The sequence below is a fragment of the Glaciimonas sp. Gout2 genome (assembly GCF_035018905.1).
Classification (GTDB): domain Bacteria; phylum Pseudomonadota; class Gammaproteobacteria; order Burkholderiales; family Burkholderiaceae_D; genus Glaciimonas.
The window spans coordinates 1-21723 of record NZ_JASJXA010000005.1; the positions used below are offsets into that span (position 1 = coordinate 1).

Sequence of the window (21723 nt, forward strand, 5' to 3'; positions counted from 1 at the left end):
GGTTGTAATAGCTCTTTATCTTAAGTTGAATGAAATTAAATTCCTCTCTCCAGATTGGCCATTAACGCAAGGTCGGTTGTTTATATTGTTTAGCTTGATAAGTGCATGGTGCACTTCTGCCGTTATCGCAAATACGGTAATTTACATAAAAAATATTTCTTATAAAGATTGAACATGGACTCCACTGTAATTACTCGTAAGCAAGCCGCTACTCATGCAATTAGTAAAAGTATAAGCCGCCTCGTTGATCGATATGAAAAAGGGGACACAGCAGGAGTAGCGCAATCACTTGCTCAAATTACTGCTGTCTCCGCTGCATATGTTGCTGGAACGTTAGCCGGATTTGGCAGAAAGTTTGCCGTTTCAGGCTTGGATCAAGCAATTAGGCTTTTAGGTAGAGATCCCAGTGGCCTGGGAAAAGTACTTTTACGTATGGGGTTAATTTCTGATCCTCTAGTTGCTCAGAGGCTTACCAACGTTGGGCGCGCTTTTGGGGCTGGGGCCGCTACGGCATATCTCGTCGATCAAGCTATTGATTGGGCGAATAAACAAAATCTAGGTGGTAAATTGTACGATGCACTTCACCCAGACGAAGCTGCCCGTGGCTACTTCAACCGTTCACGCACCTACCGCTACGATCCCTTAGTCCTCGACCTCGACGGCGACGGCATCGAAACCGTCGGCAGCAAAAACAACATCTACTTCGACAACAACAACGACGGTATCAAAACCGCGACCGGCTGGGTCGGCGCTGACGATGGCTTGCTCGTCATGGATCGCAACGGCAACGGCGTGATCGATAACGGAACGGAACTCTTCGGCAATTCCACCCAACTCGACAACGGCCACACCGCCAGCGATGGTTTCGGTGCACTGGCTGATCTGGATTCCAACCACGATGGCAAGATCGATAAAAACGACGCCAACTGGAATCAGCTCAAAGTCTGGCATGATCTCAATCAGGATGGCATATCTCAAGCCAATGAATTATTCACGCTGGATCAACTCGGCATCGCCAGTCTCAACGTCAACAAAAAATCACATAACCAAACACTCGCCAATGGTAACCAGTTAGCCGACCAAGGTACGTACACAAAAACCGATGGCAGCACCGGCAACATGGGTGACGTGAATTTTGAAGAAGACGCCTTCCATCGGGAATTTACTGATGAAGTCGTGATTGCCGATAACGTCAAAGACCTGCCCGATATGCAAGGCGCAGGCAAAGTGCGCGACCTGCGCGAAGCCGCCAGCTTATCCACTTCGCTACAAAGCGTATTAGCGCACTACAGCGCCGCCACCACACGAGAAGAACAGCGCGGCTTGCTGGATCAAATGCTGTCCGATTGGGCCGACACATCCAGCATGACTAAAACCCTGCAAGAACGCGCTGGCAGTGCTTATACGGTGATCTGGCAATCGCTGGGCGGTCAGGTTATTACTGACGACGCCGCCGGTCGCGCCATCGTTGCCGCGTGGGAAAAGAAGCTGCATATTCTGGAAGCGTTTAACGGGCAATATTATTTTGCGATGCATAACCTGACCGGCATGGGTTATAACGGCTTCAAGATGGTCGAAGGCAAAAATGGTCAGCCTGGGACTATCACGATTAGTTTATATGCCGAACAGGTAAATAGCCTCAATCAAGCTTATGACGCATTGCAGGAATCGATCTACGGTTCGCTGTTATTGCAGACACGGTTTAAGTCGTTGATTGATCAGATTGAATTAAAGATAGATACCGATGGGATGCATCTGGATTATGGTGCGCTGGAAAAACACTTCAAGGCAGCGATTGCGGCGGATGGCATAAAAGGGTTGTACGATTTGATCGACTTTAATCGTGCAGCGGGAAGTGCGATGCAGGATTTTAGCTGGATTGGAGCTGAGATGATTGCCTTGGGTCTCTCCACACTGGATGCATCGCCTGAAATACAAAAGTTATTTGCTGAACTGAGCAGCGTTATGAACAAGAATGGTACGAAGAAAAAGGATTTGATTGTCGGTGGGAATGGAAATGATACTTTGAATGGCTACGCAGGTAACGATGTCATGCTGGGAGGGAGGGGCGATGATTCGTTAGATGGGGGTGAGGGCGATGACACGCTAAGTGGTAATGCTGGTGACGATCGTCTCAACGGTGGAGAAGGTAATGACACTTTGCTAGGTGGCGCTGGCAACGATACCTTGATCGGTGGCGATGGCAACGACATTCTGACCGGTGGTAAAGGGGACGATACACTCTATGGCGGCCTTGGCAATGACACGTATATATTGCGCCGTGGTGACGGACATGACACGATCAGAAACGAGGATCGTGGTACTGATAACAGGGGCGGTGGTCGCACGGATGTCGTGATTTTTACCGACATGAATGCCAGCGATATTCAGAGTCTGCACACTGTCAATTACGATCTGGTGATCGAATTCGGAAGCGGTGACAGTCTCACGATCAGGAACTATTTTAATGACGCGACCTATCACATCGACCAGTTCCGGTTTGCCGACGGCAAGACATTGACCGGAACAGAATTACTTTCAGCAAATCCGATTGCTCTACCCGAAGCTGCCGATAGCATGGGCGTTATGAACGCAGATCAGCATAGTCATGCTGACGTTAGTGATGATAACGGTCAAGCTGACAATGATGACGTTAGCAGCGAAGCAGATAACGACGACAAAGTGATAACAGATAGCATAGGCAAGCAGGTGGTTGCTGTGCATGTTAGCGAGGGGATCGCTGCTGCTGCTTTGCTGTTTGGACAAGCGGGCGATCGGGTGTTGGCTAAGGCTCGGAAACAGCAGGCAATTATTGATAATTGGTTCACGAAAGTGGATGGTCGTCGCGCGTCATCTTTGCAGATGGTGCCTGACAATTCGACCGTTGATGCTGCCGGTTCTACTGATACGCTGCTCAATCAGAAGATTCCGCAGTTTAATTTTGATGCCGTTGTTGCGCAGTTTGAACAACTGCGCGCCAGGCCTCCTGCGGTCAATTTGTGGGCGGAGTCGGCTGCGTTGCTCGATTTGCATCTCAAGAAGAGTAATGCGGCGGGTCTTGGTTGTGATCTGGTCGGGCAATATGCAAAGAATGGCCATGACGTCGGTAGTGCAGTCAATTCGGCGCAGGCAATGTTGGCACCGCCGCATTTCGGTGCGACTGATTTGCACGGGCGACGATAGTCATTTTGTAATCAACGTATCGGCAGGGAATGTTTAATCTTGCCGATATTTCATCCTACGCTAAGGCGTTACCCAAAATCGGTTCGGTGGGATTATTTGCCTGACCGTTGGTAAATGCCCTTAGTTGACGGTGTTGTTAATCTCGCTATCACTAACTCGCCTTTGGCTCAAACATGTTTCCCAACAATTCCCGCCGGATGACTAAAATACTGGCAGGGCCAATGACGGGGTAAGTCATTAGCAGCAGCCTTCGTAATTGACGAGATTCGGTGTGCGCTAACCTCGTCTAAAAGGTCTATATATCAGCACGCTCTAGGGCTAATCGCTTGCCCAATCAGGGTCGGGCAAACACTTAAAATTCTGCGTGAAGCCGAATAGTCCCCACATTGACCGGACCGCGATCTGCGTTATAGGCGGGATTGGTAATACGTTGAGCGTCAAACATCAAGTAAGTATCTTTGTATAGGTGGATGTTGTAATACGCCTCCAGAATTTTTTCCGGTTTGTAATGCAATTTTCCATCGCCAATAAACGCACCAAGGCCACCTAGCGATAAATAGTCCTGATGCGCTTTGCTTAAGCCATTTTGCGCGACGGCAACACCAATCGTGTCTTTGGAGCGTCCCCACTGCTCGCCTTTTATTGCTACGCCAGCGGTGACAGAGCGTTCGATCTCGGTGAAAGAATACGTCTCGGTCTTGCCATCGTTTCTGCTGGCCCGGGCGAAGAGGCCAATGTCAGAGCGCAGTGCATGTTCCAGACTGAAGCCATAGCCAACCTTGAAACTGTCTTTGCGCACGGCAGCGACTGAAGGAATGCCGCCGTTGTCAGCGGCGATAGCATCGCTGAAACTGCCCATGTTTTCTTTGTTGCGGAAGACTAGAAATCTTACTTTGCCGACTTGATTGCCGAGGGCGTAGCCGCGTTCAATTTCAATTTGATCGCCGTAATACTTGGCCAGACGAGTTTCCAGCGGCTGTCCGTTGGACATAATCGGGACCATGAACCGACCGTAACGTATCGCCCAATCGTCATAGTAATATTCTGCCGCACCGCCCCATGTATAACCACGGGCGTCACCCGCATAATCGTATGCGCCGTAAGTCAAAAAGGACCAGTTAACGAATTGCGTGCGGGCATCGTGCGCGTAGGCGTTGTTATCGAAAATATCGGTGACGCTGACGTTCCCCAGCGTAACGACCAGCCGTCGCTTATCGACCATGCCAGCCAACTGATTTGGCCCGGATTCGACGGCATCACGCGCGCCGCCAAAGTCGAATGTTTGCCGTAAGAATAGCCGTGCACGATAAAACTTTGGGTTGGGTCCGCTGGTTTTTTGTTGCTCGCTATTGGTCATGCCGCCCAAACCATGCAAACCTGAAAGCGGTACTGCCTGGACCATTTCCGGATTGAAATACAGTTCTGCTCCACCCCAGAGCCGAAGGCCGAAATAACCGGTCGCTGTCAGGGAATATGCTTTTTCGCGTTCTGGCGACAAGCTGTTAGTGCCGCTATAAGGCGCATCGAACGACTGTTTACGCTGCCAGATGTAGGTTGACTGAAATTTTGCGTTCCATGTCTCGGGAGCAATAATTTTTTCTGCTTCCCGAGAAACTGGCGTCGGTTCTTCCTGGGCATTGGCCATGGTGATACTGCTAAGGTAGGCCGACGCCATCAGGCAGCCGATAAGGATATTTTTTTTACTTGTAAACATAGGGGCTCCGAGAACAGCGAGAGTCTATTGGCCGCCATTTTTTTAGTCAAGAACAATGGCGGAAATAAAATTAGCTTGCGCTCGCTACGTTGCTACGTGGAGACAATGGCATAATACAGTAGCATATTTATGCTAGATGTTACTGAATCTCAATTTGATTCTGGTGACGTCATTTGTGATTAATGACCTAAAAAAGCATCAAGGTTTCTTTCTAAAAAATAGGGTGTCGCCTAACCACACAATAAGCATCGACACGCCCATCAATGGGAATAAAAACCCCATAATCGCCAGATATCCTTTCCATCGCTTGATGGAGGATGGTGGTTGCAGCACCCGCTTTGGCGCGCCCAATGCTTTTACTGGACGGCGTTTCCACCAGATCACAAAGCCAGTAATTGCTATTCCTAGCAGCGCTAATGAAATCGCTGCGCAAATCAGTTGATTCGCCAAGCCAAAATATTCGCCCATGTGCAAGGCAACACCTAGCGAGACTGCTTTGGACACGGGGTTGTAGTCGGAAAAACGCATATCTTTCAACATTTTTCCGCTATATTGATCAATATGCAGCGTGCGTTGTTGGTCAAGATCGGAGCGTAAAAATATCGAATTGCCGGGAGCATACGATACGGTAAATACACCGGATTTTTTTGTAGGCAGCGCGAGTTGATAGGTCAGCATGCCGCTGGTCGCCGCTATCGCCGCGACTTGATCGATGGAGAGTCTTTGCGGTGGCATCACGTGGACATGTGACATCGGCACGGTGGTCGCGCCCACCGCCCAGGGAATCTCGGCCAATGGGAGATCGCGCATCTTCATTGGTGGTGAGGGCATCGCTGGCGTGGAAAGGTTTAACGGCGCTGTCGATCCATGAATATGTTCGGTTTTAGACGCCGGTGCAGAATGATCGACATTCGCCCATGTGACGATAGATTGAAAATTCTTGCCCCAGAAACTCGACCACGGTAATCCGCTCAAGATAAAAAACAATGCACCGATTGCCACCCAGATACCGACGACCAGATGCAGTTCTCGCCAGATGGCGCGTCCGCGTAAACCGCCGCGTGGAAGTAACGTTCCCCATACAGAAAATGCTGTTCTGGGCCACCACAAAGCGATTCCGGTTCCCAGCATGATCAATGTCCAGCAAGCCGCCAGTTCCATTAACCATCCACCCCATTTGCCCAGCATTAGATCGCGATGAATCTGTCGTACCTGATTCATGATGCGATGTTCTACGCTGAGCGTGCCTAGAACACTGCCGGTGGTTGGATTGACGTACACGCTGGTGCTTTCGCCCGAGGTTAAACGGAATACCGCTTCGGTGCTGCGTTGCGGATTGGCGCTGACGCTTAACGAGGTGGCGACGGCCTCATTGGGAACCGCGCGGGCGGCAATCGCTAACTGCTTGTCGTAGCTAATTGGGTGTTGCGTGCTGGCGGCGACGAATAACTTGTCGCCATACAGCGCGGTATCGATCTGCGGCTTAAAGACATAGATCGCGCCGGTAATTGCCAGTGCGATCAAAAAAGGCATCACGAACAGTCCGGCATAGAAATGCCATCGCCATAAAATACGGTAATTGCGCGAGGCAGAAAGTGCTGAGTCGGTGGGCGATGGCGCTTGAAGGGTGGTTTGCATAGTTTGTTTTCGGTACTAAATGTGTTTTTACGGGGCGGTGACTAATGGCTAGTCGCTGCCCCTTTTGCGTCAACCAATAATTGGCGGTGTACAGCCGAGCTGATCTTAAGAGTGTGATAGAGAGTGAACAGGCGCTGTCTATACGGTATACGGTGCCTATCTGTCACGCATCTATCTTCTACATGCTGACTTTTGCTTCCATATAGAAAGTTCTGCCAGGATACGGGTAGTACACGTAGTAGCGTCGGTCGGTCAGATTGTCGATGCCGAATCCAAGCTCAGTATGTTTCGTCGGCTTAAACGTCAGCTTGGTGTCGAATACCAAAAATGAACTGGTGCCGCCAAAAGTATTGGGATTGATATCGGTATTTGTGAGCGTGTTGAACTGTCGCCCGGAGAAGCGCCCGCCAAGCATCACGCTGGCTTGCTCATTGAGGCGATAGGTGCTGACCAGATTTGCGCGCCACAATGGAATGCGGTAAAAATTCTTTCCAACCGTCGCCGGATTTTTGCTATTTTCCACAATGATTGAGCGTGTATAACCAACGCTGGCACTGAGATCAAGGCCGCGCAGGATGACATTTTCACCGGAATAACGCAGCTCGACGCCGCGCGAGCGCACGCGATCAATATTCTGGATATTCGTCACGTTAGGAAACACCGCCGTATTGGTTTGGCTAAACAAGGTGTTTTTTACATCATCTTCAAATAGCGACATGCGCAGCAGACCGTTCGATTGTGACCACTCGGCACTCAATTCTTTTGCCAGATCGTTTTCGGGCTTCAAATTGGGATCGTTATTCACTAACGTTGATCCGGTCAGGCTGCCTTGAAATAGTTCGCTCACCGTTGGGAAGCGATACGCGCGTCCGGTAGAAAAGCGGAAAGTCAGATCGGGCGTGGCCTGATACGACAATGCCGCCTTTGGCGACCAATAAGATTCGGTGCGATTGCTATAGGCTTGCGACGAACCAACCACTGCGCGCATGCCATCATAGGCGCGCCAGTCTTCATAGCGCAATCCGGTGGTTAACTTCCAGCGTGAGGATAGTTGCCATGCGTCTTGGGCAAACAGCGCCTGTGTTTCGGTTTTGCCGGCAAAGGCATTATTGAATCCGCCGCCACCACTACCATCACCATCTCGCCAGTTGCTTAGATTTTTGGTCTTATTTTCCAGGAAGTAATTGTCGTAGTGATAGCCGAAGGTGGGCCAATGCGTCCCTGCGCTGACGGTAACCGGTTTGTAGTCGGTCACAAGATCGAGCGTTTTCCAGCCGGAACCATCGCCGAAGGTGGCCACGCCGGTCAGATCATTTGGCAGTCCGCTGTTGGCGGATCGCGAAATGCTCTTTGAAATGTCGAAATAGGAAGCAATCGCCGAATAGTTCCAGCCGTTCGGGTGTTGGGTTTTGAGTGTCAGGCCATAAAGCTGATTCTCGCTTTCGCTGGCCGCGGGGGCAAAGAACCCTTTTGGGAGGTTGTATTGATAGCCACCAATATTGACCAGACCGGCGACCACAGGATTACCATTAGCGTCGCGCAAGAATGTTGCAGTGTTGTTATTCACCTGTTGACGCCAGTAGCCGAACGTCAATCCCGCCTGCAATGTCGGCGTGATGTCGTATATTGCTTTGAACTTGAACTGATCTTGCACGACGCGTTCAGCGCCTTCAGAATTAACGCCAAATATCGTCGATGGTGCGCCGTTTGGATTGGTGTATTGATAAGCGCCAGTGACCGGAACAGCCGCGCCAGTCGCCGGTATGGTAGACCGTAGTTGGTTGCCATAGACGAAAGGTTGCCCGGCATTGCTGAGATGATCAATCCCCAACAGGAAGGACAGATTTCCAACCTTGTTGCCAATCGACGCGGTGGTTTTATTGCCATCAAAATGGCTATCCACACCGAACAGATTGAATTGCTGACGGAATACTTGCGTCTTCAGCGTGGCCTCAAGTTTGGTCGGTATTTTGGTTGTGATCGCCACGGTTGCTCCCATTGAATTGCCCGGGTATAAGGCCGAAAAAGGACCGTACATGACGTCAACCTGCGCAATATCTTCGGGAAAAACCATCGACCAATGCGGTGGAAAGCTGAATGTATTGCCTAGGAAATTGCTCAACAAAAGACCATCCGCGTACACCAATCCGCGTGCGGTCTGTGAGTTCCCATTGCCACGGACGGAAATGGTGGCGTTTTCATCACCGATAAAGCGCTTGCGAATCGCCATATTAGGCATGTATTTCAATGCATCTTCGGTGTTGATGACGTTCATATTTTCTACCTGTTGGGCGGTGATACGTTCACTCGTAGCTGGCAAATTGACATCAAACACTTGTTTTTCTCTCACCCCCGTGACGACGACTTCTGGAACATGACTTTCTTCTTCAGCGGCAAACGCAGGTTGAAAAAGGATAGGCAGGACAAAAAAAGAAAGCGGTAACAATGCCGCTGTTAAGTAGGATGACTGGCTGGATGATGAAGTGCGTTGTGATGCAACAAGCGCAATTGAACACCCGATGGCACGTGCATTAGCACGCACGACTCCCTTAGTTTGCGAACGCAAATTAAGCATAAACTTCCCCTGGATTTCACCTAGCGCTTTAATTGGCTAAGCAAATGAATAAGCACCTCCGCACGGCATAAGCAATGCAGCGGCGGCGACACTATCGTGTCAGCACATGACTAATCAGAAAATCAGGACTGCTTCAGGGGCGAGGGAGGATCGAGCGGATTGGTCTGCCCGCGAAATGGGCGTGGTGGATAGTAATCGTATAACAACGGCACCGCATGCGACGTCGTGACCGCCGTGACGACCATGATGTGGAAATAACTGGTGACGAGCGGGCTATGCGCTAGCAGCGTGCAGTAGCCGCAGGCATCGCCATGGTCGGCGTGACTGTCGTGACCATCGTGCCTATCGTGACCATCGTGACCATCCTGATTCGGGTGATCTTGGTGATCTCCAGTCTCGTTGACCAGGAGCGAGTAGTTGTCGCCCTTATTCGTGTCAAGATGAACTAATCCCGAGGATGTGCAGAGGTCATTGACTATCTGCGCCGTCCGCGTCGCCGTCATCGCCTTCATCGTTTGTGAAATCGCAGGCATGAACATGCTTAGCCAGAGGGCTATGAGGCACGTCCAGACGATGCGTTTTTGAAAACGGGTAAGTGACATGCGGTACTGACGGAGAGGGTGTCAACTATAAGTGAGGCCGTGACACTAGGTGTGGCATGGCTGACATGATGCAAATTCGGGACTAAAAATGATAATGATCCGAGCCGCGATAATGCTTTGGCATTCTATTGTGAAGGTGTGAGAAATACAAGCTGCAGTGACGCCTAAGCGGTCAATATAATAATATCGAACTGCGGCCACCTCGTAGACTATCCCGGCGCATCCGTTGATATAGTTATCTAAATTACAAATCACTGTATTATCCAAATATGCCTGGACTGGGGTTGCTGGGCTGGCGTGCTAAATCCGGGGTGTCTTAAACCAGTGCATTCTTTATCGGAAACTAATACTTTCCGGCATCGAGTTCGGGGTTATTATTGTTTTTGAGAATTATTCTTCTCGGACGTAATTAATCCGTTGGCTTGCGCACCGTCAACCATCCGGAGTTCGGCATTCTCGGTCTCAATGCATGTTCCCGAGATATAAAAATGATTAAAAAAAGTATTAAATCTTTAGTCATCATTTCCCTCGTCGTCGTAGTGTTCGTACTCGTTCTATTAGCCAGCTTGTCTGTATACATGGAAACGAAATTGAACAGTGCCACGAAATGGGTCGACCATACCCATCAGGTCCTGAGTACGATTGAAAAATTTCAAAATAATCTGATACGCGCCGAATCGGCACAACGCGGGTATTTTGTCCTCCGGGCGGCGCGTTTTTTAAACGATCGTGAAAATGCAGTCGATTTGGCGCGCGTGAATATACGCGAAATAGAAGCGCTCACGTTAGATAACAATAAACAAATACATTACCTGAAGACGCTTCAAGACTTGTTTGCGCAGAGAGTCGCGATGTTCATCAAAACGCAGGCAATTAGTGACACCTTGGGGAGCATTCCTGCAGCGCACTATTTTGTTGAGGGCGCCGATATATCTAACAGGTTGCAGCACGTGACCAAGAACATGATAGACGAGGAAAATGGGTTGCTGACGGCCCGCAATGCAAAAGAATCGAAGAGTCTGCGCTTAGCTCACGCTAGTTTCATTTTGCTGGGCGTCTCACTTACACTGGTTTTATTGCTGTTGGCAAGGCGTATCGTTCGGGATTTGGGGGCGCAAGAACAAGCGATTGAGGTGCTGCGACGGTCCCGCGACGAACTTGAAACGCGAAACCAATATCAGGCAAGAATGTTGCGCAGTGAAGCACTGATTCAAATCGCGAGTCGTATCGCCCATTTTGGCGGTTGGATGGCTGATTTAGAGACCGATCAGGTTTCCTGGTCGGAAGAAGTGTGTGACATCTATGCCGTATCACACGGCACCACTCCGACGATTGCAGATGCAAGTCAGTTTTACGTGGACAAAGGGCGCGTATCACTGACACATCTCTTTAATACTTGCGTCCGCGACGGCACGCCCTACGACCAAGAGGTGGAAATTTTAACGGCCAGCAAGCGCCAGGGGTGGGTACGTATCACTGGCGAAGCCGTACGCGATACAACCGGACTGGTCATACAGATAAGGGGAGGAATCCAGGATATTTCCGAGAGGAAGCGTTCCGAGGCGAACGCGGTACGGCAGGCGGCGCTGTTGACGGCCACTCTGGAAAGTATTACCGACGCGTTTGTGATGGTCGATCGACAATGGCATTTTAAGTATCTCAACCACGAAGCTGAGCGGCTATTGCAAATTTCGAGTGGGCAGGTTCTTGGCACCAGTTTGTGGGATATATTTTCTGAAGCGGTCGGTGGCCAATATGCCAGGGAATATCATCGGGCGATTGCACAAAACTGTTCAGTGGCTTTCGAGGAATATGACGGGAAACTGAAAATATGGATGGAGATACGGGCATATCCTTCCGAAGAGGGCCTGGCTATCTACTTTCTGGATATCAGCCAGCGTAAGGCAATGGAGGGCGAATTACACGCACTTGCATTCTACGATGCGCTGACTACACTTCCCAATCGTCAGTTGCTGCTCGACCGGATCGAGAAGGCGGTGGCGTTAAGCCGGCGTACAGGACGTTTTGGCGCTGTGCTATTCATTGATCTGGATAACTTCAAGGGTATTAATGACACTCGCGGGCATGACGAAGGCGATATGTTACTAAAGTTAGTTGCTAACCGGCTGAAAGAATCTGTGCGGGTCAGCGATACGGTGGCGCGGCTCGGTGGCGACGAATTTGTTGTCTTGTTAGAAGATTTAGCGGATGCCGAGAAAGAGGCAGCGGACAATGCCGGGGGAGTTGGTGAAAAAATACTTAACTCCTTTGGCAAGCCTTTCGAGATCATCTATCAGGAGCACTATAGTAGTGCCAGCATCGGCATCGCCATTTTCGGCGGTCCATCGATTACTTCCGAAGACGTTTTGAAACAAGCTGATCTTGCAATGTATCAGGCAAAAGCGTCCGGGCGCAATGCCATGTCGTTTTTCCTCCCCGAAATGCAGGCACTAGTCACCGCCCGTGTTGCTATGGTCACCGATCTTCGTCATGCGTTGACCAGGAATGAGTTTCTTCTCTACTTTCAACCGCAGTCTGATGTGCAGGGCCGAATGACCGGGGCTGAAGCACTTGTGCGCTGGAACCACCCGGTGCGGGGATTGGTGATGCCAGCAGAGTTTATTTCCATCGCAGAAGAAACCGGTTTAATTATGCCACTTGGGCTGTGGGTATTGAGCACGGCTTGCGTCCAATTGGCTCGATGGGCTAAATCGCCAGAGACCGAGATGTTTAGTATGTCGGTAAACGTCAGCGCTTCCCAGTTTCATCATCTGGATTTTGTAGATCAAGTTGTGAAGATCCTTATTGATACAGGTGCGAATCCCGCCAGACTCAAGCTTGAATTGACCGAAAGCCTGTTGATTAAAGATGTTGAAGGCACGATTCGCAAAATGCATGCCCTCAAGGCCATGGGCATTGGATTCTCTCTAGACGACTTTGGAACGGGTTACTCTTCACTTTCCTATCTACAGCGCCTGCCTCTGGATGAGTTGAAAATTGATAAAGTCTTTATCCAGGATTTTGCCGATGAACAACAAGGCGCGATCATTATCCGTATGGTCGTCGCTTTGGGTAAAGCTTTTAATCTGGACGTTGTGGCTGAGGGAGTAGAAACGGCCGAACAATATGCATTCGTCGTAGAAGAGGGATGCAAAGCTTACCAGGGTTACCTGTACAGCAAACCGCTACCGAAGCTTGCGCTAGAGGCATTCATTCTTGAGCAGTGAGATGTATCGCCGTAAGCAAAAGGCATTATTTTGGAATAGGCCCGGTCAAGCATCGAGTATCAACTATCGCGGGCCATTCCCAACACTACAAGCCTTCTTTAGATCGCTTCAGACACCAGTCGGGCGATCGCTTCACCCATCGCAGTGGTGGACGTATTTCCGCCCATATCAGCGGTATGCGGCCCAGATGCGAGCGTAGATTTGATTGCAGCCAATATTGCGTCATGCGCCTGACGGCCCTTGCTATCGCTACTGCCACCGCCGAGAAAGTCGAGCATCATCGCACCCGACCAGATCATGGCAATTGGATTGGCGATGTTCTTGCCGTAGATATCCGGGGCCGAGCCGTGGACCGGTTCGAATAAGGAAGGAAAATGGCGTTCCGGATTCATGTTCGCCGATGGTGCCAGACCGATAGTGCCGGTGCATGCTGGTCCGAGGTCTGAGAGGATGTCGCCGAAGAGGTTGGAGGCAACCACGACGTCGAAGCGTTGCGGTTGCAGGACAAACCGCGCGCACAAGATATCGATGTGTTGTTTGTCCCACGTAATGTCCGGATATTGGCTTGCCATCTCGGCTGCGCGCGCATCCCACCAAGGCATAGAGATCGAAATGCCATTACTTTTGGTCGCTACCGTGACGTGCTTGCGTGCACGCTTTTTGGCCAGTTCAAATGCGAACTTGAGAACCCGATCACTGCCGCGACGTGAAAATATCGACTGTTGCATCACGATTTCGTTAGGCGTTCCCTCGTACATAATGCCACCGACGGACGAATATTCACCTTCAGTGTTTTCGCGTACGATCATCATGTCGATATCGCCAGCGCCACGATCTGCCAGCGGGCTGCGCACGCCTTCGAAGGTTTGCGCCGGGCGCAAGTTGATGTATTGGTCAAACTCGCGACGAAACTTTAATAACGAGCCCCATAGCGAAATGTGATCGGGCACGATGTCAGGCCAGCCGACTGCGCCAAAATAGATCGCGTCCATTCCCGACAACTGCGCCTTCCAGTCGGCTGGCATCATATTGCCGGTTTGCGCATAATAGTCGCAACTGGCCCAGTCGAATTCGGTGAGTTCCAGATTAATGCCAAAACGTTTGGCGGCAGCGTTGACGACGCGCAGGCCTTCGGGCATGACTTCCTTGCCGATGCCATCACCTGCGAGTACGGCGATTTTGTATGTGGTGTTCATTGGTGTTCTCCTAGAGCGTCGTGGACGCGGGCAGTTGTCATTATAGTCATTCTGCTTGATCTTATAATTATGACTTTAGTTAACGCATTGCAGATGGTGTGAAAAACCGCTGGCATCCCAAAATGTAGGCGTATTTAACTTGCGCGTATTTGTTGCAGTGGTTCAAAAATCGCGCTGCTCAGCCGTCGCCGATAAGTAAGGTAGTCTGCCCGTCTATATCACGCCAACGTTAAGGAGCAGAGTTGTAACGGGTTGTAATGTGCGTCAACGTTATCTTTCCCAAGTCGTTTATATCTCAACTCCTCGAGAATCATCTTGAGGCTACTAAGATACCTAAGGGACATACATGAACAAATTCCACGCTGCTTTGATCACCGGTTTGTTAATCACTGCTGGTTTCGCTCAAGCTGCAATGCCAACCGCAGCAGTTAATGCCGCAACATCTACCTCAGTATCTGCAAATCCTGATGTGAAAGCACCAAGTGCTCTCGTTGCTGCAGACACTAAAGCAAAAGCTGGCGCAGAAGATGTCAACGCAAAAGCACATGCTGGTGTCGTAGATGCTAAAAGTGATGCGATGAATACTGCAACGAAAGCGCACCACACTTCGCTTAACAGTAAAGTCAAAGTGCACCCCGCTGGTGTTGGTGTGAACGCAAAAGCAGGTGCATCTGCATCTGCTAAGTAATCAAGTTAGCGTGTAAAAAAAGAGACAGGCTTGTCCTGTCTTTTATATTTCAGTATTTGACTGACTACGTTCAACAAGTTCTTGTATTACGTCTGGGTTAATAAATTTCTTTGAACGATAACTGCCAATTCATGGTAGTGGCGCAAGCCGAATCGGTATTAAAAATGGTTTAAACAGAAGGAAAAAATGATGAAAAAAACGATTAGCATCATAGCCGGGCTGATCACCAGCGCGGTATTAGTGATGGCGGCAAGTCCCGCTATGGCGCACGTGGATGTGGGTGTAAATATTGGCCTTCCGGGCATATATGTTGCCCCTGAACCCGTCTATGTTCGTCCAGAACCGGTGTATGTTCAGCCGCGTCCGATATATGTTCAACCTCGCCCTGTTTATATAGAGCAGGATCGTGAGTCAGAGTGGCATGAACGCCGTATGCGTGCGCGTGAATGGCGTGAACGTCAATGGCGAGAAAATCATTACCGCGAAGATAATCACGATGACCACCGTGATGGCCGCCGTGATGAGCGTCAAGAAGAACATCGCGATAACCATTAATATTTGTCGCGTTAAAGCGGCTTTTAGCTGCCAGACCACAATGTACTTATCTTCCAGCCTCGGGCCGCCTATTGAACAAAATAGGCGGCCCGAATGGTTTAAAAACTATGCACGTGCGTATTGGGAATGCTGGCCAAGATAGCTGGCTAAGGAAAGCATATGTCGTAAGCGTATGACCACCAATTTTATAAAGCGACTATTTCTCGATTTTTTAAATGCCGAACCTGACAGGCTCTGTTCCTTTGTTTTTCTTCCGCACAACCACCGTTCCCGCCAGTTTGTCATGCCACCCCTGTTTTTTTCTATCGAATCCAACCCAGATAAAACCAAGGCAAAAGATAATCGCTGAAAGGTAATAGCCGATATAGCGGATTACATGCTGCTTCAGGCTTGGTGGTTCGCCGGTTTCTGCATCAACGATAGTGGCACCTATCACCATTTTTCCCGGCGTTGCATTCTTGGTAGTCCAAAATATAATTACGACGACGGCCGGCAAAATATACGAAATCAAAATATTAGACGCACCCGTCAACGTGACGCCGGATGCCATTTCCACACGCCCATAAATGGCGAACAATATCGGAAAAATCACCATCATCATCAAAATGGTGTCAATCAGACTGGCCCAGACGCGCGCCCAAAATCCTACATATTCAAGCTCGGTGGATATAAACATCGGTTAGCTCCAGATAGTGCAAGTTGGTGATGATCGGGGGGATCAAGGCTGTAAGGGAGAATCCAATACTTAGCAAATTGGTTCTTTGGATTGTGCCACATTTAATTTTTCGATAGTCTATTCTTGATACCATTTTATTCAAATAATCCGGTTCTGGTACCGTTTAAAGCAGAGGGCGCTCCATTCCCATTGCAAGGTAGAAACCACCTGCAAAATGCTTTGTTCAGCTGACCCCTCAATAAATAAATTTCTGCTTTTCCCTACGCCCTTTAGGGAATTCTTTTTTCATTACAGATATGTCTAATTTGTCGGTAATTTATAGATACTTCTCACGTATTAAAAGGGTTCTCCAGTATTTTTCGACGCCAGTATTTTCTATAATTCTTCCACTATGTTTTAGCTTGGATATGACAGGCGTCTGTCAATAATACGAAGGGATCAATGAAATGTTTTTTCAAAAAAAAGCGTGTCTTTTTGCGCTCACGCTAGCTTGTGCATTACCTTTTTTTGCGAGTATTGCAAAAGCCTCAGTCACGCTGGAACGCCTGGCAGTGATTGTCGATAGCAAAACTGGTGAAGGCGTAAATAATGTCAAAAATACGTTTCCCTATCCTATATTGCTGCACTCTTTTATTGAAGATATTCCTGAAGATACGACGACTAAAATAATCGTATCGCCACCAGTCGTACGTATCGAACCTGGCGAAACACAAATGGTACGATTTATGCTCAACGGCGATCAGAAGTCAAAAAAAGACACGCTGAAGCGTGCTGTGTTTGAAGCTATTCCACCGGAATCAACCGGCATCAAATTCGTACTCCAGCAAGCTGTTCCGCTTTTTGTTCACGTCAATGCCGCCGAGCAAGAAAATGCCGAAGACACCTACAAAAAACTTCAGTGGACGCGTGATGGTAAGCAACTTAACGTGGTCAACAACAGCAATCAGGTCGTTATGTTTATGCCGCAACTGACATTATTGCCGTCAAAAGAACAGGCAGTTTTATCGGGCGGATATTTATTGCCTGGCCAACAGCGCGTTGCGGTTTTGAGTGATGCAACATCTGCCTTTTCTTCGCTAAGTCTGTTGCCTGTAAATGATTATGGGCACACCACGAAAGAGATTGTTTCTTCCGTCACCGATCTGATGACCAAAGCACCAACCTAAGAAAAAAACTGACATGAAGAAATTAATACCGGCAGCTTTAAGCTTGGCCGTAGGGATAGCGCACGCCTCAGAATTGGCAATGGTAAATTTCGATACGGATATTTTGCGAGCACGATCTTTGCCGCAAGAAATGGCGACCCACTTTGCTAAAGGTGGCAAATTTCCGATGGGCAACCAGCGCGTTGATGTGCGGATTAACCGAGTCAAAACTATCACAGCGACCATCCGCTTTGATGATGAGGGAGTGCCTTGTTTTAGCGCAGACAATTTGCAAATACTTGGTATCGCGCCAGCACCGGAGCAAATGCTTTCCATCGGAGAAGCATGTCGACCTTTGACCGAGCTTGTGCCGCTAGCTACCGCACATTTCTATCCGCAACGTCAAGCGATGGATTTATATGTTCCCGCTGAAGTGATGCGAGCATCAAGCGAGCCAGAGCTCGCTCTTCAACGAGGTGGTGCGGCTGGAATGTTTAATTACGACGTGTCCTACTTTCAGGGGCGTTATGCAGGTGGCGGGTTTGATTCCTTTTCTGGTTTCACAGAGCTTGGTTTGAATGTCGATAATTGGGCGCTACGGAGTCGACAAACGTTCACGCAAGATGACACCGGTCGTTTGGATCTTCAACACCAGTACGCTTACGCGCAGCGTTCGGTGATGAAGTCGCGTACGATTTTACGTGTTGGGCAATTGAACGGGGACGGCTCTCTCTTTTCTGTTCCTTCCTACGTCGGCGCGCAATTTATCCCTGATTTTGCTGCAAACTCCCTGGATGGTGTGACGACCACAGTGTCTGGAATGGCGGAGACCGTGGCGCGTATTGAAGTGCGTCAGCAAGCCACGCTGGTGTACTCAACGGTGGTACCGGCAGGTGCTTTTTCGTTGAAAAAAGTGCCTCTCCTAAGTCGTACATCAGACGCAATTGTTACAGTGATTGAGTCGAACGGTCAGCACCAGACGTTCTCTGTACCGGCTTGGGATTTCGCAGGCGGTGCCGGACAATCACGTCCTGCTTTTTTTGTCGGGATGGGACAAACCGGCGTTCTTAATACAGGCAACAAGGATCGTTCCAGCTGGCTTTCCTACGGTTCAGTTCAAATGCCGCTTGGAGAGGCCAGCAGTGGAATGGCGGGATTTTTATTGGCTGACCGATATTATGGCGTCGGCGCTACTGCGCAACGTTCGTTCGGCTCCGTGAGGAACCGCATTGGTTCGCACAGCCTTAATATGGGCTTGCGCACGGCCACAGATCAAAGTTCCGACAGCACCGGGGCAATAGTCAATATTGGTAGTAGTCATCAACTTCGCTCCGGTTTTGGCGCTAGTTTTGGCGCGTCGACGCAGACTGCAAAATATCGGGAATTTGGTTCGCGTTTCCGTCAGCTAAATGCCGATGAGCAGAACACGGTAAATGCGCTGGACGATCTGGATGAGCGTAGGAATTCCTATAGCATGGGAGTGAATTATTCCCACCGCACGTTGGGTAGTGTGAGTGCGTCTTACTACCATCATGTGTTGGCACATCATGGTGAGACTGGGCAATTCCGCGCGAGCTGGCGCAAAACGCTCAAACGAATGTCGTTTAGTGTAAATGCCGAGCGCACTACCCGACAAGCCAGTGACTGGCGCATTTATGCCAGTTTGAGTATGCCGTTGGGCAAAGGTAATTTTGGGGCCTCAGCGCAGAGATCTGGTGGTCATACATCACTCGCCGAGACTTATAGCCAGAGCGTTAACGACCAGTTCGCCTATTCTTTGGGATCAGCACAATCTGCTTACGGTGGACCGAGTGCTTCCGGCTCAGTATCGTACCTATCGCGGGTGGCAGCAATGAGTGCCTCAGTTTCAAGTGGCTCTGATGGTACTGGTAGCAGTAGCTTCAGCATCAAAGGTGGTGCGGTGGCGCATGGCGGTGGAGTGACATTAACACCGCATCGGGTCGATGACACCTTTGGCGTCGCTTCGGTTGGTGAGTTCAGTGGCGTCAAAATGATGACACCATCGGGACCAGCGTGGAGTGATTGGCGTGGCTACGCAGTTATTCCAAATTTACGCCCCTTCAGTGCTGAACGTATTCAGCTTGTCCCTTCAACGCTGCCACGTAATGCAGATATTAAAAACGGCGTCAAAGAAGTAAGAATGGCGCGCGGCTCCGTGACCAACATTCCGTTTGAGGTCACACAGGTACGCAGAATGTTTTTGAACATGCAGGATGGAGATGGCCATCCAATTAAAGCCGGTGCGATCGTTTCGGACGTTGAAGGCACATACATCACCACGATAGTCGGTCGCGATGGTGGCGCTTTCATCCCAAATGTTACAGATTTGGACGCAGTCCAGGTACGCGTTGGCAAGACGATTCTATGCGAGGTCGCCTTACCGAAAAAGCAGGCAAGCGACCAGATCTATGAAACAGCCACGGCGGTGTGCCAGCAATCAATTAATAGTGAAAAGAAATCTTGAGATGAAACATTACACAAAATGGGCAAAGTATTTTGCCATCGCGGCTTTAATGGGAGGCAGTTGCGCATCCGCGGCCTTTGCGCAGACAGGCGAAAACTGCTCTCTGGCGCTATCTCAAACGCAAATTGATTATGGCAATTTCACGCATGAATATTTGCAAGCGACCAGCGTGGATGGCAAGTCTGCATCTGCTGGACGGCAGGAGCTATCCGTGCAGGTTAGTTGTCAACGACCTGTCCGCCTAGGCTTGAGAATTACCGGGATGGGTGCAGAAACTGAGAAGACGATCCAGTTTGGTACTGCAGATGAAGGCCATGTTATCGCTACTCTAGGCCCAGCTATCGTCAACGAGCGGCCCATCCAGCAATGGCGTGTGTTGCAGGCCAACAAACAGAACGACATACAAAAAGCGGACTTGCAGTTGCAGGCAGATGAGACGGTTGTTCCTCTGGCATCTGATGGAACAGAAATATTGGTCAGCACATTGCAGGCCAAATTAGCACTCTCACCACAACTCAATCTACAAGGAAAGTCGGGTTCCGCGCAAGCCATTATGAGCAGCAATATTCGTATTTCTATTATTGAGTTGTAGTAGGAAAAAATTGGAAGTGAGTTTTATCCAAAAAAATTTCTCCCGTTAGGGAGAAATCTTCGCGCGACATAACGTGCATTATTTTTAATTTATGAGGTTTTACAACAATGAAACAAATTTCTAAACACTTATTAGCAGCATCTATTGCGACGGTATTTTCTGCTGGCGCAATGGCGGCAGACACTGCGACCGTTACGTTGAACGTAAAACTGACTCCTGGCGCGTGCGTCGTATCGATTGGTAATGGTGACGCTACGTTTGAATATGGTACACAGTCTGCTTCAGCGCTGGGTAAAGCACTTTCTAAAAAGACAAAGACTTTTACAGTAGATTGTAACGGCGCAGACACACCAATTGCGCTAAGTATGAATGATACTAATTTTGAGAACGGCGACAAAGTTGGTACCGATATTCCTCTGGCGGATCTGGGAATTACTTCGATACTGGGCTCCATCGCGCCTGCTTACTTCTACAACATGACCACATTAGTTGATGCAAAACCGGTCAATGTCGGTATCTGGGGTGCCCAGCTTGACAATATCAAGTACGGTGCGAAGACCAAAGCGTTGAAGACAGCACATCCGATCCGTCTGGCGATCGAGGGCTCAGACAATGTTGGCCTGCCTACCATACCAATCGCTGATATCGCAAGTCTTACTGGGACTAAAGAGTATCTGACTCCTGGTGGCAGTAAGATACATTTGGCTGACCCGCTTTCAGTTTTGAACCTTTACAAAGCTATCGGTAGCTACTATACCGGTGAGATAAATGTTCAGCCAGCCATCGCTTCGCTAGATAAATTGATTGCAGCGGGCGTGAAAACTGAAGAAGAAGTCGACATCACTGGTGTCGCTACATTCACTGTAAATTATGGTTCTTGGTAAGTAGCCGCCGCGCAGGTAATAAAACTGCGTGCTAGTTAATGAAAAACACAGCATCTAAAAATGCTGTGTTTTTTTTATTTAGATTTAATGTAAGGTTTTTCGCCTACAAACCGCACAATTATTCAGAGAGTTTTTCCTAGATATATTGAGAGCCATGTAAATCCTAGGGCACTGTTTTTTTGCTAAAACAGTGTTGCAAAATTGTGGAAATATTGTCACTCTACAGTTGGGGGGCTTCGACATGACCAGATTGGTAGTCGGTTATGGGCTTTCACACTGAATGGCGCAACCACGCAGGCGAGTCACAACTGAATTGTTCCATGTAACCGCTGGACCGTCGAATAAACGATGGAAAATTTCAACCTGAATAAAAGCATCATTGGTACATCGGTTGAAAACCAGATTGGAGCAGAATTCTCTCCCTTTTGTGACATGCGGCATTGATGGACCGTTGAGCGGTTTTGAGCAGTTTTTGCGTGATTTAAAAAGCGTTGACGGTTTCGAAAAACCGACGAGCGTCAGTCCGATACAAGTCTTTAAATTGTCAATGTGATTTTCCTCGC

General features: G+C 49.2%; 14 protein-coding genes. 8 read left to right on the forward strand and 6 right to left on the reverse strand.

What is annotated here, in order from left to right:
• Nucleotides 1–174: 174 nt before the first annotated feature.
• Nucleotides 175–3183 carry a calcium-binding protein gene (locus QN379_RS05510; protein WP_323506181.1) on the forward strand — a complete coding sequence of 1003 codons (3009 nt, stop codon included), beginning with the start codon at nt 175–177 and terminating at the stop codon, nt 3181–3183.
• A 352-nt stretch (nt 3184–3535) separates the two neighbouring features.
• Here QN379_RS05510 and QN379_RS05515 read toward each other — a convergent pair whose 3' ends face one another.
• The 4 genes from QN379_RS05515 to QN379_RS05530 form a co-directional block, all read right to left on the reverse strand.
• Entirely contained in the window at nt 3536–4897 is a 1362-nt protein-coding gene (locus tag QN379_RS05515) for a carbohydrate porin (protein ID WP_322234127.1), read from the reverse strand.
• A 198-nt stretch (nt 4898–5095) separates the two neighbouring features.
• Entirely contained in the window at nt 5096–6535 is a 1440-nt protein-coding gene (locus QN379_RS05520) for a PepSY domain-containing protein (protein WP_322234125.1), read from the reverse strand.
• Nucleotides 6536–6713: 178 nt separating this feature from the next.
• Entirely contained in the window at nt 6714–9110 is a 2397-nt protein-coding gene (locus QN379_RS05525) for a TonB-dependent receptor (protein WP_323506182.1), read from the reverse strand.
• Between the two features lie 122 nt (nt 9111–9232).
• The gene (locus QN379_RS05530) at nt 9233–9712 is read right to left on the reverse strand and encodes a DUF2946 domain-containing protein (protein ID WP_323506183.1); all 480 of its coding nucleotides are present in this window, start codon (nt 9710–9712) and stop codon (nt 9233–9235) included.
• Between the two features lie 590 nt (nt 9713–10302).
• Here QN379_RS05530 and QN379_RS05535 point away from each other — a divergent pair.
• Nucleotides 10303–12939, forward strand: a complete 2637-nt coding sequence (locus QN379_RS05535; RefSeq protein ID WP_322234116.1) for an EAL domain-containing protein — start codon at nt 10303–10305, stop codon at nt 12937–12939.
• A 98-nt stretch (nt 12940–13037) separates the two neighbouring features.
• Here the strand turns inward: QN379_RS05535 and QN379_RS05540 are convergent, their stop codons facing one another.
• Nucleotides 13038–14135: a tartrate dehydrogenase gene (locus QN379_RS05540; protein ID WP_322234113.1), complete on the reverse strand. Its 1098-nt coding sequence runs from the start codon at nt 14133–14135 to the stop codon at nt 13038–13040.
• Between the two features lie 346 nt (nt 14136–14481).
• Here QN379_RS05540 and QN379_RS05545 point away from each other — a divergent pair, with 346 nt between their 5' ends.
• Together QN379_RS05545 and QN379_RS05550 are read left to right on the forward strand one after the other, a co-directional pair.
• A complete protein-coding gene (locus QN379_RS05545; protein ID WP_322234110.1) occupies nt 14482–14823 on the forward strand; it encodes a hypothetical protein in 342 nt (113 codons plus the stop codon).
• A 189-nt stretch (nt 14824–15012) separates the two neighbouring features.
• Nucleotides 15013–15378 (forward strand): PXPV repeat protein, encoded by a 366-nt coding sequence (locus QN379_RS05550; protein ID WP_323506184.1) that lies wholly within the window; start codon nt 15013–15015, stop codon nt 15376–15378.
• A 211-nt stretch (nt 15379–15589) separates the two neighbouring features.
• Here the strand turns inward: QN379_RS05550 and QN379_RS05555 are convergent, their stop codons facing one another.
• Nucleotides 15590–16054, reverse strand: a complete 465-nt coding sequence (locus tag QN379_RS05555) for an RDD family protein (protein WP_323506185.1) — start codon at nt 16052–16054, stop codon at nt 15590–15592.
• Between the two features lie 446 nt (nt 16055–16500).
• On the opposite strand from QN379_RS05555, the gene QN379_RS05560 reads away from it, so the two are divergent.
• The 4 genes from QN379_RS05560 to QN379_RS05575 all read left to right on the forward strand — a co-directional run bounded on the left by QN379_RS05560 (nt 16501) and on the right by QN379_RS05575 (nt 21160).
• Nucleotides 16501–17220 carry a fimbria/pilus periplasmic chaperone gene (locus QN379_RS05560; protein ID WP_323506186.1) on the forward strand — a complete coding sequence of 240 codons (720 nt, stop codon included), beginning with the start codon at nt 16501–16503 and terminating at the stop codon, nt 17218–17220.
• A 13-nt stretch (nt 17221–17233) separates the two neighbouring features.
• Complete coding sequence (locus QN379_RS05565; RefSeq protein ID WP_323506187.1) at nt 17234–19684, forward strand: fimbria/pilus outer membrane usher protein; 2451 nt, start codon at nt 17234–17236, stop codon at nt 19682–19684.
• A gap of 1 nt (nt 19685) precedes the next feature.
• The gene (locus tag QN379_RS05570) at nt 19686–20276 is read left to right on the forward strand and encodes a hypothetical protein (protein ID WP_322234098.1); all 591 of its coding nucleotides are present in this window, start codon (nt 19686–19688) and stop codon (nt 20274–20276) included.
• Nucleotides 20277–20383: 107 nt separating this feature from the next.
• Nucleotides 20384–21160, forward strand: coding sequence for a hypothetical protein (locus QN379_RS05575; protein WP_322234095.1), 777 nt, complete (start codon nt 20384–20386; stop codon nt 21158–21160).
• Nucleotides 21161–21723: the final 563 nt, after the last annotated feature.

Bases quoted from the DNA above. Each gene is read 5' to 3' on its own strand.
- QN379_RS05510 (WP_323506181.1), top strand. From the start codon at position 175: ATGGACTCCACTGTAATTACTCGTAAGCAAGCCGCTACTCATGCAATT.
- QN379_RS05515 (WP_322234127.1), bottom strand. From the start codon at position 4,897: ATGTTTACAAGTAAAAAAAATATCCTTATCGGCTGCCTGATGGCGTCG.
- QN379_RS05520 (WP_322234125.1), bottom strand. From the start codon at position 6,535: ATGCAAACCACCCTTCAAGCGCCATCGCCCACCGACTCAGCACTTTCT.
- QN379_RS05525 (WP_323506182.1), bottom strand. From the start codon at position 9,110: ATGCTTAATTTGCGTTCGCAAACTAAGGGAGTCGTGCGTGCTAATGCA.
- QN379_RS05530 (WP_323506183.1), bottom strand. From the start codon at position 9,712: ATGTCACTTACCCGTTTTCAAAAACGCATCGTCTGGACGTGCCTCATA.
- QN379_RS05540 (WP_322234113.1), bottom strand. From the start codon at position 14,135: ATGAACACCACATACAAAATCGCCGTACTCGCAGGTGATGGCATCGGC.
- QN379_RS05545 (WP_322234110.1), top strand. From the start codon at position 14,482: ATGAACAAATTCCACGCTGCTTTGATCACCGGTTTGTTAATCACTGCT.
- QN379_RS05550 (WP_323506184.1), top strand. From the start codon at position 15,013: ATGAAAAAAACGATTAGCATCATAGCCGGGCTGATCACCAGCGCGGTA.
- QN379_RS05555 (WP_323506185.1), bottom strand. From the start codon at position 16,054: ATGTTTATATCCACCGAGCTTGAATATGTAGGATTTTGGGCGCGCGTC.
- QN379_RS05560 (WP_323506186.1), top strand. From the start codon at position 16,501: ATGTTTTTTCAAAAAAAAGCGTGTCTTTTTGCGCTCACGCTAGCTTGT.
- QN379_RS05565 (WP_323506187.1), top strand. From the start codon at position 17,234: ATGAAGAAATTAATACCGGCAGCTTTAAGCTTGGCCGTAGGGATAGCG.
- QN379_RS05570 (WP_322234098.1), top strand. From the start codon at position 19,686: ATGAAACATTACACAAAATGGGCAAAGTATTTTGCCATCGCGGCTTTA.
- QN379_RS05575 (WP_322234095.1), top strand. From the start codon at position 20,384: ATGAAACAAATTTCTAAACACTTATTAGCAGCATCTATTGCGACGGTA.